Origin of the sequence: Legionella pneumophila subsp. fraseri (assembly GCF_000586315.1) — a bacterium.
In the GTDB taxonomy this organism is placed as follows: Bacteria; Pseudomonadota; Gammaproteobacteria; order Legionellales; family Legionellaceae; genus Legionella; species Legionella pneumophila_B.
In genome coordinates, this window is the sequence record NZ_JFIM01000015.1 from 57,214 (window position 1) to 71,706 (window position 14,493).

Below are 14,493 nucleotides of genomic sequence, written 5' to 3' on the forward strand. Positions count from 1 at the left end.
GTTATTGCGCATTTCTCCTAATATGGACTCATTTTTTTTGCAAATTAATTTAGTAATTCTTCTCAAAGGCGATTAATTGTTGTTCCAGATTCCATTGCAACTTTGCTTTTTCGTTGTGCGCAATAAATTTTTGACAGCTTTTGCTTCCAAGATCATGACAATCAGGAACCAATTCGGCTTTATCGGCATTAGCCCATATACTTTTTCCAGGTAAGAAGGAATAAGTTAATGTGTTTCTATTAATTTGTTTTAATTGCTGATAATTAAGACCATGTTCTTTGGCTGCCTCTACATATTGTTGAGTTAAGTCCGTTCTTAGCACCCCTTCGTCATCAGTGGATAAAACGACTGGTACATTATGAGTAAGATAATAATTAAGGGGATGATTGTGGCCGGATATATTCAGAATTTTTAAATTACTAATCAGGTTTATTTCAACAGGTATGTGATGGTTAGCCATGTATTTTAAGGTATCTTCTGAATTGTTTTCATAGCCGATATCCACGCCGTGGCCAATTCTTTGCGCGTGGCCAATCAGCAGGGCATCGCGAATATGATGACTCAGATTTTCCGGTGTCACTGCCTGGGGAGATAATTCTCCAGCATGTAAGGTAATGGGAACATTCGGGTACATTCGATGCAGATATTCAAAGATGGACATGTGCTTGTGGTAATCACGCAAAGAAATAATCCCATCTTCTGGTTGCACGAGGTTTACTCCGATTAAATTCCCCTTGGATTTCGATACAGCTTCAAAGGCGTTCAAGGCTTGGGCAAAGACGTTATCTACAGGCTGCTCTCTGAGTACATAATAGAGGAATTTAATTTTTACACGACAGGAATCGGAAGCAGGGTTTTCGTTGCAGCCTAACTCTTGAGATGTTTTTGTAAGAATTCGGTCACTTTCCAAAACAGTATTTTGTATGTTGCTTTGAAAATCTTTATTCGCTAATAACAAGCGTCTTTTTTGGTCATACGATGGAATATCCTTGATTAAATCCCCATAAGTTAATGAGTGGGCATTGTCCGGGATTGTCATAATTTCCAGGTATTGTTCTTTTTGCTGTGCAGCACGTTGAACAATATCAGCAAGCAATTGAGGTTGATAGTCAAAAACTATGGGCATGTATTTGATAAATCCATTGAAAAAATGATCATGGCCTGATTCTCTGCCAGGTATAAAATCTTTCATAGACCAGTCTTTAATTATGTTGGAATAGAGTTCAGGGTTGTTAAAGACTTCTTTAATATTAACTCCCTCACAATGAGAAGAATCTTTACTTACGGCAAAGGTGTGTTTATCGAGGCAATAGTTGCCATTTGCGGCAAGCGCCAGCATGGTTTCAGGATAGGCTCCCCCAGCCAAATGATAATGTAACTCACCGCCTTTGGGCATCGTTTTAAAAAAGGCATAAAGCGCACTGGAATCCTTTTTTATATTACTAAAATAGGAATCAACACTGGCGTATGTTGGGCACAAAAGAAAGAAGCTGGTAAAAGTTGAGAGTAACCTGGTAATGTTCATAATTTCGCAGTGATCATTAATTGGGCAGTTATTATCTCATAATCTTGCACGATTCCCAACAGAATATCTGTTTTATCATGCAACCTCTTATGATTTTCTATGAAATGATAATGATTGTATTTTTTTATTATTCATTGCAGAATGTTTTTAAGGTTTACTACATGGAAGAAAAAATGACCAATTTTTTTACAAGATCAGCGCCTTTATCTTTTGTATTAGTGATCGCACTTATTTTTATAAATCTTTCCTATGCCCATGAATTTCAAACTGATTCAAAAAATAAGAATAAACTGGATGTTCACATAGGCATCTATGCTCCATTTTCCAGCCATTCTGCTTTTATTGGAAGAAATATTTTAGCTGCAATGGAGATGGGCAGTGAACAGCTGCAGTCTTCTAATATTCATTATTCATTTTATACCCTGGATCAACCTTCTAAAAATAGGAATGCTGGTCTTGTGCTGCAAAAATTTATTAATACTCATCATATTAATATATTGGTCACGGGAGGGAAGGAAACCGGGTTAATAGCAGCCCCCATTGCTAAGAAAAATAATTTGATTCATTTCAGTTTGACTAACGATCCTAAAGTTGCAGATGGCAGGAATAATTTTATTGTCTGGAGCCCAGTTTATGAGCAAGCCAAAGTTTTGGTTAACGAACTAAAACGGCAGCAGGTTCATCACTTGGGAATTATTACAGCAAATCAACCTTCATCAACCGTTTTGACACATAGCGTTATAAAAGAATTACAGGTTGATTCTCACATTGATGTGGCTGCCTCCGAGTTTTTTGAACCCGGGAATAAAGATTTTTCAAGATTAACTAACAGAATTAAAAGGAAAAATGTGGATATGTATTTGGTAATGGCATCACCTGATGATATTAAATTAATACAGGAACAAATGGGAGTAGATAAACTACATGTACCTATTACCAGTATAGTTGAGCGCGCTACTCCAGAAGTGCTAAAGGTATTTGAAGGTCAATGGTATGTTGATTCTCATGAGATGCAGCCTGATTTTATTAATCAATTTAAACAAAATTATTTAAATTATCCTGTAACTGAAGCAGGTTATGCGTTTGATTTATTTCAGCTTTTGAATAAAAGCATAGTAACGGCGATAAGAACACAAGGTTCTGTTACAAGTGAGGAAGTCGTTCATCAACTCCATGATATTGCCAATGGTAGAGGGGTAATGGGAACCATGGTTTTAGATGATAAGGGTTCTTTATTTACCAAATCTGAAGTGAAAACTGTGAAAAAAGGCGAGATTCATACAGTCTAGGTTGAAAATAAAACCTGAAATCATCGGTACATTGTGAATCGATGATTTCAGTCGGGAGTGACTAATTGGTCATTATCTGTTAGCTAACGCCATTCCTTCCAATACGGTGAGCGCCGCATATAATTGATAATCCTCGTGTATTAAATCTCCTGTTTGTATTTGGTTGTTTTTGGACTCAGTGTTTTCTGAATTGTCTTTGTTAATCAAGTGCCCATTTAGGTCAGCTTCAGTAAAACCAGCCAGAGTGTCTTTTTTGACGGCATTTTTAGGAACGTCTACTTCTTCTACAATGATGTCAGGAATTATTCCTTTGGCTTGGATGGAGACTCCTGATGGGGTGTAATAGAGTGCCGTGGTTAGTTTTATTCCGGTTTTGCCATCAAGAGGTAACACGGTTTGAACGGAGCCTTTTCCGAAACTCTTTGTACCAAGGATTATAGCCCTTTTATTATCTTTTAATGCTCCGGCGACAATTTCTGAAGCAGAGGCAGAGCCATTATTAATTAAGACAACGATAGGGGCATTGTCCAATACATCCCCTGGATTAGCCAGGGCAGTAAATTTGGAACCAGGCAATCTGCCTTCCGTATAGACTATCATTTCTTGCTTACCTGCCTTGTCATTGCCAAGAAATGCATCGGATACCTGTATAGCTGAATCAAGTAAACCTCCTGGGTTATTTCTTAAATCCAATACTAATCCTTTTAATTTGCCGCCGGCTTGTTGTTTTAATTGTTCGATTGCTTTAATCATGTCTTTGCCAGTTAAAGCTTGGAATTGAGTTAAACGAATGTAACCATAACCTTCACTTAACATTTTGCTTTTTACACTTTTTATTTGAATAATTTCGCGAATCAAGTCAAAAGTTAAAGGTTTGTTTACACCTTTTCTCAAGATGGTTAATTCTATAGTAGTACCAGGTTTGCCGCGCATTAAATTAACAGCGTCTTTAAGAGAAAGACCTTGAACTGACTCTTTACCCAGTTTAATAATATAATCGCCTGATTTGATTCCTGCTTTAAATGCGGGAGTGTCTACAAGTGGGGTGATTACTTTAACAACACCTTCTTCCATAGTGACTTCAATACCTAAACCACCAAATTCACCACTGGTTGATGTTTGCAACTCCTTAAATTCCTCTTCATTGAGATAACTGGAATGCGGATCAAGGCCAGTTAGCATCCCGCGAATTGCGTTATCAAATAATTCTTTATCATCAACTGGCTTGACATAGTATTTCTTTATTTCACCGATGGCATTAGAAAATCGTTGTACATCTTCCAACGGAATTCGTTTTGTATTAGAATAATTTGAGTTTGTTTCTTCAGCCGAAAACACAGTCAAAGGCAGCATCAGAGTTAGGGCATAAACCAATGCCAAAGAACCGGAAAATAGTTTCTTAATAACCATAGCAATCTCCTCAGATGCAAGGCCATGAAATTAGCCACCTGCGTATTTTTATTATGCAATTTAAATGCCAGCGGCTAAGCTTTAAGACAACCAGTCTAACGGATTGACCGCTTTCCCTCTTTGTCTTATCTCAAAGTATAGACCGTTTTGCTTAATTCCACCGGTATGGCCTACGCTTGCGATTTGCTCGTTTTGTTGGACGATTTGCCCTTTGCGTTTGAAGAGAGATTGATTGTGAGCGTATAAAGTCATAAACCCTTGGCCATGGTCAATAATCAGAAGCAAACCATAACCTTTTAGCCAATCACTAAAGACGACTTTTCCTGGGTAAACAGCAGTAACCATAGAACCTTCATCGGCAAAAAATGTCACTCCTTGATTCATTCTACGTAAAGATCGATGTGTGCTTTGGACAGGTAACGGCAATTTTTTGCGCATTCCAGTGAACGGTTTGCCGTTTTGAATGACACTTTGTTGAGATAATGACTTCAAGAGATGAGATAAATTGTCTCTATCTTTTTGAAAATCTTTTAATGATTGTTGATTATTTTGAATATCATTATCAATGGATTGAATCAGTGTGCTATGGTATCTTTTATTTTGCTCTAACTGTTGTTGATTTTGTGATAACTTAAATTGCAGTTGCTTGTTTTCTGCAAGTTCATTCCCAAGCTTGGTTTTACTGTCGTTAAGATTTTGTCGGGTTCGAGCAATTTCATCAATCAACTGCTGACGAGATCTGATTATATACTGATAATAGGTTAAAATTCGGTTGATCTTAAAAGGCTCATCTTGATTAATGAGCCATTTCAAAGGTTGATATTCCCCCATCTGATAACGCGCCCTGACATGGTTTGCCAGCATTTCCTGTTGGGCTAGTAATCGTCCATTTAAGTGATTTATTTTTCCTTGCAATTCGGCAATGCTTTTTTCTTTTGCAGACATATTAGCCTGTATGATTCTTAGCTTGCGTATTCCTTCTCCAATTTGTTTTTCTGTGCTGCCCAGTTCCTGGTTTAGTACAGTCCGTTTATCCTGTGCATTGGCTAAAACTTGCTTTAGTTTGTTAATCTTGGCATCTAACTGTTTTAGTTTGGCTTGTGTTTGAGTGATAGAATTTGGAGCAGTTTTTGCCTCAAGGCCATTACAAAAAAATAGAATGAGTACAAGTGCCAAACCGAGAGGGGTACTAGATAAATAGTTAGGTAGGTTAGGCATGCGCATGGTTTTTTTCCAGAAGGATACGACCAGTCATTTCCGAAGGCGGAGTTAACCCTAATAATGTAAGTAAAGAAGGCGCTATATCAATCAAACTTCCTTCAGAATGAGTGAAGTGCCAGCCTCCACCTACATAAAGAAAAGGAACCGGATCACTGGTGTGTGCTGTATGAGCTTGATTTGTGGATTCATTAAACATTTCTTCGGCATTTCCATGATCAGCTGTGATCAATAATTTACCCCCATTGTTTTTAAGGGCTTGCCAAACCTGATGCATGCACTGATCAAGGCATTCTATAGCTTGAACAGTAGCTTCAAAATTCCCTGTGTGTCCAACCATGTCAGCATTGGCATAATTACAAATAATGACATTATAATCTCGGCTGTTGATGGCGGCTATCAGAGTTTTAGTTAATTCAGGTGCACTCATTTCTGGTTGCAGATCATAGGTTGCCACTTGAGGAGAGGGTACCATAATGCGTTCTTCATTCGTAAAAACACTTTCACACCCGCCATTAAAGAAAAAAGTAACGTGAGCATATTTTTCAGTTTCAGCAATACGTAATTGACTGAGGCCATGAGAAGACAATACCTCACCCAAGGTATTATTTAAAGGAGCAGGTGGAAATGCTATTGTGGTCAATAAATTTTTGTCGTATTGGGTCATAGAGACAAAATAGGATAGCTTTGGTCGTGTTTTTCTTTCAAATCCTTTAAACAAAGGATCAAGAAATGTAGTAGTTAATTGCCTTGCTCTGTCAGCACGAAAATTGAAAAACAGGACGGCATCACCATCTTGTATAGAATGCCCTTTTCCTATAAGGGTAGGTGGAACAAACTCATCAGAAACTTTATTTTTGTAATAGAAATGAATTGCAGTTTCAGCATCAGGGAACTGGCGTTCACTTTTGCCTTGTGTTAATAAATTATAAACAGGTTCTACTCTCTCCCAACGTTTATCTCTATCCATCGCATAATATCGACCACAAATCGAATTAATGGTTGCAACAGGGTGTTTGGCAAGTTCTTCATTCAGGCATTTCAGGCTATCAAGAGCGCTTTGTGGGGGAGTATCTCGGCCATCAAGAAACAAATGCAGATGGACAGTTCTGAATTTTTTTTGATTACAAAGGGCAAGTAAAGCAAACAAATGTTGTTCGTGACTGTGCACTCCGCCCGAAGAGAGCAACCCCATAATGTGAAGCGATTTTTCTGTTTTCTGCAATTGCTCAATTACTTCATGGAAAACTGCATTTTTAGCGAATTCTCCGTTTTTTATTGCTTCATTAATGCGAGTAAAGTCTTGTTGTATCACTCGACCAGCACCAATATGCATATGCCCAACTTCTGAATTACCCATTTGCTCATCAGGTAAACCAACAGGCAAGCCAGAGGCTTGCAAAAGAATATGAGGGCAGGTTTGCCACCATTCATCCCATTGAGGGGTATGAGCTTTTGCAATCGCATTGTATCTATTATTTTCGTTATAGCCCCAGCCATCAAGAATCATGAGTACCAGGGGAGCATTATGAGGCATGACCTAAATCCTAAACTGTACAATTAAAGGGCTAAAATAATAATTATACCTTCGCTGCGATAAGAGGTATATAGTTTCAGCAAAGGTTCACAGTTTTATTAAATTTAGTAACAATCTTCTTTTTGTTCACAGTGACCATAAGCATCGCATGACTGGATTGGACGACACCCTGGATAATAAATAATGGGTACCGGAGTTGTAATGACTAAAGGAGGAGTAGTTGATTTATCACAGGATTTACAATGATTAAAAGTAGCTCTTACGTCATCGTCCTTAGGCAGATTTTTTGGATTTGGCCCTATTCCTAATAGATTCATCGCCACGGCATGGTTAACAAGAGCAGTTAAACTGATAAATAAAATAACTGCTTTGAGAATCAGGTTTTTACTATCCCTACTCATAATAAACTCCTTTTTAATTTTGTACCCCGTATTGTGCGATAATTAAGAGTATAGTTGCTTGTTATGGTTTTGCTCTTATACCAAAGGATTATCTTGCAATTCTTCTGGTACGTACTGAGACAAATATTTGCTTAAACTCAATTGCACAGTTGAGGTTATGCCATATTGTGTTTTTAACAATAATAACGTACTCCAGCCCCACCAACTATTTGTCCAATGCCTGTCATAAGGATTTGCCAAGTTGGTTCTTCGTAACAACTGTTTGTTTTCTTCATCCCAATAGAACATAGGAGCAATATCCATGTTATTTTCATCATTTAATTTTGTGATGTGCGGAATCATATCCTCTATTTGATTTTTTTCCGGTAGAACTCCTGAGTAATAGGCTTCAAATATTTCATCAGCAGAAGCTTGCAAGGTTTTTAAGAGTATTTGCTGGTTGGTTTGATTGAAAGGATTAAAGTAAGAATAATCACCATAAACTAACCATTGCTCTCCCAGATCATTAGTCACATGAATCCCATACTTATTTTCTTCATTATGCATATAGTTGGATAACAACGCACCAAGGACTGTTGGTGTGATAATCGCTGATAATTCTTCTCTGGGAGTTCGCAAATGGCCTGCAGCAAAGTGATCTGATAAATAGTGGCAGGCAAAAGCGTCCATCGCATAGGCGATTTCCAAATCAGAGCGTTTTCCCGTTCGTTTAGCTTTTAATGCCTGTTGCAATGCGACATGGTGGCCACTTTTATAGGCGATTAGGTTATTTGGTGTAAAATGATCATAGTTTTCCATGGCTAATTTTAGATATCTGCCAGGATTTAACCACCAGGTCAGGCTATTACAACCACCTCCTGTGATGCAGTTGATTTGACGACCAACTTCATTCCCAATTCGTTTATAAATAGCTTCAGCAGTTTCTCCTTTTGCAATTCCTGATTCGACTTCGCGCATTTCCGCTCTGATAACGGAATTAAGATCTTCTACCTCACTAACTGCAGTAATATTCCTGGCAAAACTGTTGAAAATCTCTTTAAAACGAGTTTGTTTTTCCAGTTTTGTTAATCCATGACTAATTGGTTTCCCTACAATTCCATACAGATCACCAAGACTCATGATATCGCCGGCTGTAAGTGCCAAGCCATTTCTTAAATGTAATACAACACCGGATTGGGGGGCATCATTCATATCAAATCGTAGTTTGATTTGTTGTCCCATGGACCAATGCTCGGACAAAGCAAAACTACCATTCGATTCACCATAAGTTATAGAGGAAAAAGCCAACAAGCTTATGCTCGTTGCGAATAATCGGGTTTTTATGAATCGATTGATAGATTGTTTCATTATGTCCTCATCTACAGGTATTGATCATTGGTCTTAGTGATGAATAGCGTATTGTATAACGTTTGGGTTGAAATATTGATGCATTGGTTCGTCCCGAGATAATGCAAAGGGATGAATGGAGTTTGTACAGATAACCGTAGCCAAAAACGACGCAGGGCACTATAGGTCATTAGAATTATCTCCTTTCTGATATTCATGACGAAAAGTGACAACTCGTTACGTAAATTTATTTAGGTTTAATAATGAGGTGTTTCATAAACAAGGTCAATTGATTTCTTAAGGTAGTACTTAAATTTTTATCTTAAAGAGGTTAGACTATGCGTCATTTTGATTAGTCGGATAAGTTGTTTTGAACCATAAATTACCTCAGCACATTGCTGTTGTCATGGATGGAAACGGGCGTTGGGCTGAAAGCCGCGGTTTGCCCCGTGTAGAGGGACACAAGGCAGGCCTTGAATCAGTTAAAAAGATTATCAATTGTTGTCTGGAAAAAAAAATTCCCTGTTTGAGCCTGTTCGCATTCAGCTCTGAAAATTGGTCAAGACCAGTGACAGAAGTCAATTTTCTTATGGAGTTGTTTTTGGAGGCCTTGCGCAAAGAGATAGACGATTTAAACCAGCATGGAATACGATTAAAGTTTACTGGCGATAGAGAGCCTTTGTCCCAAGTATTACAAAAGCAAATGTGTGATGCAGAAGCCCGGACTAAAAATAATCAACAATTAATCCTAAATGTTGTTGTGAATTATGGTGGGAAATGGGATATAGTGACGGCGGCTAAAAAAATAATACACGCTGTTTCGGATGGAAAATTGGCATGTGATGAAATCAGTGAAGCAGTATTCGCTCAGTTTCTTGATACGAATGGTATACCAGAACCTGATTTATTTATTCGAACTAGTGGTGAATTAAGGATAAGTAATTTTTTTCTTTGGCAGCTGGCTTATACTGAGCTGTATTTTACTGATGTTCATTGGCCTGATTTTAATGAGCATGAGTTTGAATTAGCATTGGCTTCTTTTGCTAAGCGGGCAAGAAGGTTTGGGCAAATTTCACAATCTGAATAAAGGTAAAACCATGTTTATGCAACGTTTGATTACGACATTAATATTAGCGCCTTTGGTTTTGCTTGCTATTTTCTATGCGCCTTCCTGGATTTTATGGGGTGTTGTTCTTGTGATACTCCTGCTTGCGGGAATTGAAAGTTTGAAATTGATACCTGTTGACAATTTATCTATGCAAGCTTGTTTTTTGATATTTCTATTGATGTGCTTTTGGGCATGTGGCTATTTATATCCCTATTGGTTAAGCGTGGGGTTATTCGTTTGGCTATTCAATGGCTTAGCAATTCTCACTTATCCGCGCTCACAAAATTATTGGGGTTATCCAATGATTGTTGCAATAGCCTGTTTGATATTGTTACCTTTATTTACTCAAAGTCTTATTCAAATTTCTTTTTTACAACAAGGAAAGGAATTACTTGTCTATTTGCTTTTTTTAATTTGGGCTTCTGATATTGGGGCTTATCTTACTGGCAAACAATGGGGGAAGCATAAGTTAATCCCTAAAGTTAGTCCGGGCAAATCTTGGGAAGGTGTTACAGGCGGGCTTATTTTAGCCATGATAATCGCGACTTTGGGCTATTATTATTTTATACCTTACTCAATTTCTATATGGTTTGGTTTAGCATTGTCTACTGTAATTATTTCAATTTTTGGTGATTTGTTCATCAGTATATTAAAACGGCGTTGTCAATTAAAAGATACTGGAAATATTATTCCAGGTCATGGGGGCATATTAGACCGACTGGACAGTCTAATTGCCGCGTTACCATGGTTTTACTTTGGATTAACCTACATACCACTGGGAATTTAATTTTCTGGTCGTATCAACCTTTGGATAGCGATATGCTTTCAACGTTGCTGTACTTTTTATTAGCATTGGTATTGTTAGTCACCATACATGAATATGGTCACTTTCAAGTGGCGCGTTGGTGTGGTGTGAAAGTGTTAAGATTTTCATTTGGTTTCGGAAAAATTCTTGCACGTTTTTATGATAAGAAAGGAACAGAATATGCCTGGTCTTTGTTTCCTTTGGGTGGCTATGTCAAAATGCTTGATGAAACAGAAGGAGAGGTTTCTGAGGAAGAAAAGCCTTTCGCGTTCAATAATCAATCTGTTCTTGTCAGGATCGCTATTGTAGTAGCAGGTCCTTTATTCAATTTTATTTTTGCATTTGTAGCATTGTGGTTAGTTTTGGTTATCGGTATGCACTCTTTGGCACCGATGATTGAGTCAGTAAAACCAAATAGTATCGCTGCACGAGCTGGTCTAAGCCCAAAACAGGAAATCATTGCTCTTAATGGAGTTAAAATTAATAGTTGGCGAGATTTTCAATATGAAATAATGCCTCTTATCGGTTCCCGGGAAACGGTGAGTTTGACTGTAAAGTCTATGATAAATGGGGAAGAAAGCACGTTGTCGTTGCCCTTGGATAAGTGGCAGCTGGATGATAAAAAGCCCGATCCCGTTAAAAGCCTGGGTATCGTTCCTTTTATACCCACCATTCCTCCGATAGTTGGCGAAGTGGTTCCCGATTCTCCTGCCGAAAAAGCGGGCTTAAAAATAGGGGATGAAATTATCAGTGTAAATGGCCAGCATTTCAATGATTGGTTGTATTTAGTCAGTTACGTAAGGGAAAGGCCCAATTCTCAAATCGATTTGGATATTAAAAGACAAGGTAAATTGCTGAAGATTAGGGTACACACCGGAAGCCAGGATAATAATGGAAAATTAGAAGGGTTAATAGGAGTTAGATCTCAGAAAGTGGATTGGCCTGCTCATTGGCTACGCCTGGAACAACAGCCGCCAATTTCGGCACTTGGCACGGCTTTTAAACAAACAATACAACTCACAGGCACAACCTTTGTTTTAATGGGAAGATTAGTGACTGGAAAATTGGGATTAAACAGTATTAGTGGCCCTGTTGGAATAGCGCAAGGAGCCGGTGATTCCGGACGAGGAGGATTGGTATCCTATTTATTTTTCCTGGCTTTAGTAAGCATCAGCCTGGGAGCACTTAATTTATTACCAATCCCTATGCTGGATGGCGGTCATCTTTTGTATTATGTCGTGGAAATCATAAGAAGAAAGCCATTATCGGATGGAGTTAAATCCGTTGGAATCTATTTTGGATTATTATTGCTGGTTGCCTTAATGTTTATCGCTCTTAGTAACGATATATCAAGATTAACCAGTTAGGATTTGACGAGGGTAATTCTGATTTCTGTATGATAAATGGATGAAATGATGTTTTAGAGATAAAGAAACTTGACAGTAGTATCTACTTCCTATAAAAGGGTTTCAATTTTTTGTACAATTGAATGGTTTTTAATTTCATAAGTGCGCGTAGTGCTGGACGTAAAATAATAATGAAAAAAGTCAGTAATAAATTAATATTAGGTGTTTGTTGTTCTACTCTTTTAGCCTGGTCATCCCAATCATTCTCTTCTGATACCTTTATTGTCAAAGGAATTAGAGTTAACGGATTGCAAAGAGTTTCGACAGGTACGGTCTTAAACTATATGCCTGTGCAAGTGGGTGAGGAAATCAGTTCCAACTCAACAGCTCAAATTATCCGTGCACTCTATGAGACAGGTTTTTTCCAATCCGTTTCGCTTGAACGCCAAGGGAATGTTTTGGTGGTCAATGTGGTAGAACGAGCAACCATAGGTTCTATTACAGTTGTAGGAAACAAAGAAATACCTTCTGATAAAATGAAGGCGTTTCTTAAAGAAATGGGTTTGGTCAAAGGCAGAGTGTTTCAAAGGTCCTCACTGGAGCGTTTGGAAAAAGAACTGAAACAAGCTTACACGGCCAGAGGAAAGTATAATTCTCGTATTGAAACTAAAGTGACTTCTCTTACCGAGAATAGAGTAGCCATCAGTATTACTGTATCAGAAGGTCGAGTTTCGCGGATTAAAGAAATAAAAATAATTGGTAACCATGATTTTAAAGCAAATGAGTTATTGCCTGAGTTGACTTTAAGCACAAGCAATCTGTTTACTTATTTCACTAAAAAAGATCAATATTCCAAAGCAGGAATGGATGCTTCTTTAGAGGCATTACGTTCATTTTATTTAGATAGAGGCTATTTGAAATTTAATGTCGTATCTTCCCAGGTTTTGCTATCGCCAGATAAAAAAGATGTCTACATCAATATTCATATAGAAGAAGGACCTCAATATCATTTTTCAGGCTATGATGTGGTTGGGAAAACGATATTACCTAAAGAAAAAATTGATTCACTGATACAGGTTAAGAAAGGTGATGTTTTTTCGCGTAAGAAGGTTACTGAATCCATCTCTGCGATAGGGTTGGCTTTAGGGGATGTAGGATATGGTTTTCCTGCGATTAATGCTGAACCTCGAATAGATGAAAATAATAAAACAGTATTTATTACTTTTGTAGTGCAGCCGGGCCGTCATGTTTATGTAAGACGTATTAATTTTCATGGTAATACGAAGACAGGAGATTATGTTTTACGTAATGTGATTCGTCAGGATGAAGGAGGATTACTGTCTTTACATAACATCAAGGAGTCTGAGCGCCAGTTGCGAATGCTGGGTTATCTAAAAAACATTGATGTTAAAACCACTCCTGTTCCAGGAACCAACAACCAGGTCGATCTGGATGTCAATGTGGAGGAGGCTCCTTCAGCAGAAGCCAGCGCGTCTATGGGATATGGTACAAACGGCTATCAATTCAATGCATCTGTTAACCAGCGTAATTTTATGGGAAGCGGGCGCTCCATGGGTGCTTCTTTCAATGCAAGTCAATGGGGGCAGGACTACTCTTTTAACTATTATAATCCGTTCTATACGGATACTGGGGTAGGTCGTGGAGGAAGCTTATATTATTCAAGGATCGATCCTAAAAATTTAAATGTCAGTACATACAGCTCTAATCGTTATGGTGGCGATATCAGTTATAACTTCCCGTTAGGTGAAAAAAGCAGTTTTCAATTGGGATATGGTTATCAAGACGTTAATATCAAATCGGTGGGTTATGTACTCCCCATCATCAATTTCGTTGCGTTAAATGGAAGTCATTTTCAGGAAATACGGTTGACATCCGGTTGGAGCAGAAACAGTTACGATCAAATGCCCTATCCTAACCGGGGATTTAATCAACAAGCCATTGCCATGGTCGCTTTGCCTGCGACCTCACAATCACTATCTTACTATAAGAGTTCTTATCAGGCGCATTTATATTACCCTCTAACTCGCGGCTGGATCTTTTCTGTCTTAGGGAATGTGGGATACGGAAATACGTTTGATAATTTCGGATTACCCTTTTTTGAAAACTACTATGCTGGTGGTCCAGTTCAACCAGGCCAGGTTCGAGGATATGACAGTTATTCTCTAGGCCCGCTAGATAATTTTGGAAATGCTATGGGAGCGAATTTCCTTGTGAATGGAAGTGTTGGTCTGATACTACCATACCCATTGAGTCGAGATAATGTAAGAACGACTATTTTTGCTGATGCAGGTAATGTTTTTGCTTCTGGGACACCTCCTGCTTTACGTGGTACTCCTGCGGGTCCGATGCGTTATTCAGCCGGTGTATCATTAGAATGGCGTTCACCTTTTGGTCCATTGTCTTTTAGCTTGGCTAAGGCATTGAACCCACAGCCATTCGATCAGACACAAATTTTCCAATTTGCTCTTTCCTCGGGTTTTTAGAGATATATTATGGCTTGGAGCAAG

At 38.3% G+C, this 14,493-nt stretch carries 12 protein-coding genes; 5 read left to right on the plus strand and 7 right to left on the minus strand.

Annotated elements, in window-relative coordinates:
* Positions 1–49 precede the first annotated feature (49 nt).
* Entirely contained in the window at positions 50–1,525 is a 1,476-nt protein-coding gene (locus CC34_RS0104675; protein ID WP_027228858.1) for an adenosine deaminase family protein, read from the minus strand.
* Positions 1,526–1,698: 173 nt separating this feature from the next.
* Here CC34_RS0104675 and CC34_RS0104680 point away from each other — a divergent pair, with 173 nt between their 5' ends.
* Positions 1,699–2,814, plus strand: a complete 1,116-nt coding sequence (locus tag CC34_RS0104680) for an ABC transporter substrate-binding protein (RefSeq protein ID WP_027228857.1) — start codon at positions 1,699–1,701, stop codon at positions 2,812–2,814.
* A gap of 72 nt (positions 2,815–2,886) precedes the next feature.
* On the opposite strand, the gene CC34_RS0104685 is transcribed toward CC34_RS0104680, so the two are convergent.
* The 6 genes from CC34_RS0104685 to CC34_RS1000000117350 all read right to left on the minus strand — a co-directional run bounded on the left by CC34_RS0104685 (position 2,887) and on the right by CC34_RS1000000117350 (position 8,897).
* Positions 2,887–4,224 carry a S41 family peptidase gene (locus CC34_RS0104685; RefSeq protein WP_028378023.1) on the minus strand — a complete coding sequence of 446 codons (1,338 nt, stop codon included), beginning with the start codon at positions 4,222–4,224 and terminating at the stop codon, positions 2,887–2,889.
* Between the two features lie 81 nt (positions 4,225–4,305).
* Positions 4,306–5,448, minus strand: coding sequence for a murein hydrolase activator EnvC family protein (locus tag CC34_RS0104690; RefSeq protein WP_027228855.1), 1,143 nt, complete (start codon positions 5,446–5,448; stop codon positions 4,306–4,308).
* Entirely contained in the window at positions 5,435–6,979 is a 1,545-nt protein-coding gene (gene gpmI / locus CC34_RS0104695) for a 2,3-bisphosphoglycerate-independent phosphoglycerate mutase (protein ID WP_028379200.1), read from the minus strand. The genes CC34_RS0104690 and gpmI overlap by 14 nt, the downstream gene beginning before the upstream one ends.
* 104 nt (positions 6,980–7,083) lie before the next feature.
* Positions 7,084–7,380 carry a hypothetical protein gene (locus CC34_RS0104700; protein WP_028378024.1) on the minus strand — a complete coding sequence of 99 codons (297 nt, stop codon included), beginning with the start codon at positions 7,378–7,380 and terminating at the stop codon, positions 7,084–7,086.
* A 75-nt stretch (positions 7,381–7,455) separates the two neighbouring features.
* Entirely contained in the window at positions 7,456–8,727 is a 1,272-nt protein-coding gene (locus CC34_RS0104705; protein WP_028378025.1) for a hypothetical protein, read from the minus strand.
* Positions 8,728–8,738: 11 nt separating this feature from the next.
* Entirely contained in the window at positions 8,739–8,897 is a 159-nt protein-coding gene (locus tag CC34_RS1000000117350) for a hypothetical protein (protein ID WP_154219816.1), read from the minus strand.
* A 179-nt stretch (positions 8,898–9,076) separates the two neighbouring features.
* Here CC34_RS1000000117350 and CC34_RS0104710 point away from each other — a divergent pair, with 179 nt between their 5' ends.
* The 4 genes from CC34_RS0104710 to bamA all read left to right on the plus strand — a co-directional run bounded on the left by CC34_RS0104710 (position 9,077) and on the right by bamA (position 14,469).
* The gene (locus CC34_RS0104710; protein ID WP_027228851.1) at positions 9,077–9,793 is read left to right on the plus strand and encodes an undecaprenyl pyrophosphate synthase; all 717 of its coding nucleotides are present in this window, start codon (positions 9,077–9,079) and stop codon (positions 9,791–9,793) included.
* Between the two features lie 10 nt (positions 9,794–9,803).
* A complete protein-coding gene (locus CC34_RS0104715; protein ID WP_027228850.1) occupies positions 9,804–10,601 on the plus strand; it encodes a phosphatidate cytidylyltransferase in 798 nt (265 codons plus the stop codon).
* Positions 10,602–10,633: 32 nt separating this feature from the next.
* Positions 10,634–11,986: an RIP metalloprotease RseP gene (gene rseP, locus CC34_RS0104720; RefSeq protein WP_027228849.1), complete on the plus strand. Its 1,353-nt coding sequence runs from the start codon at positions 10,634–10,636 to the stop codon at positions 11,984–11,986.
* Between the two features lie 170 nt (positions 11,987–12,156).
* Complete coding sequence (gene bamA / locus CC34_RS0104725) at positions 12,157–14,469, plus strand: outer membrane protein assembly factor BamA (RefSeq protein ID WP_027228848.1); 2,313 nt, start codon at positions 12,157–12,159, stop codon at positions 14,467–14,469.
* The last annotated feature ends 24 nt before the right edge of the window (positions 14,470–14,493 follow it).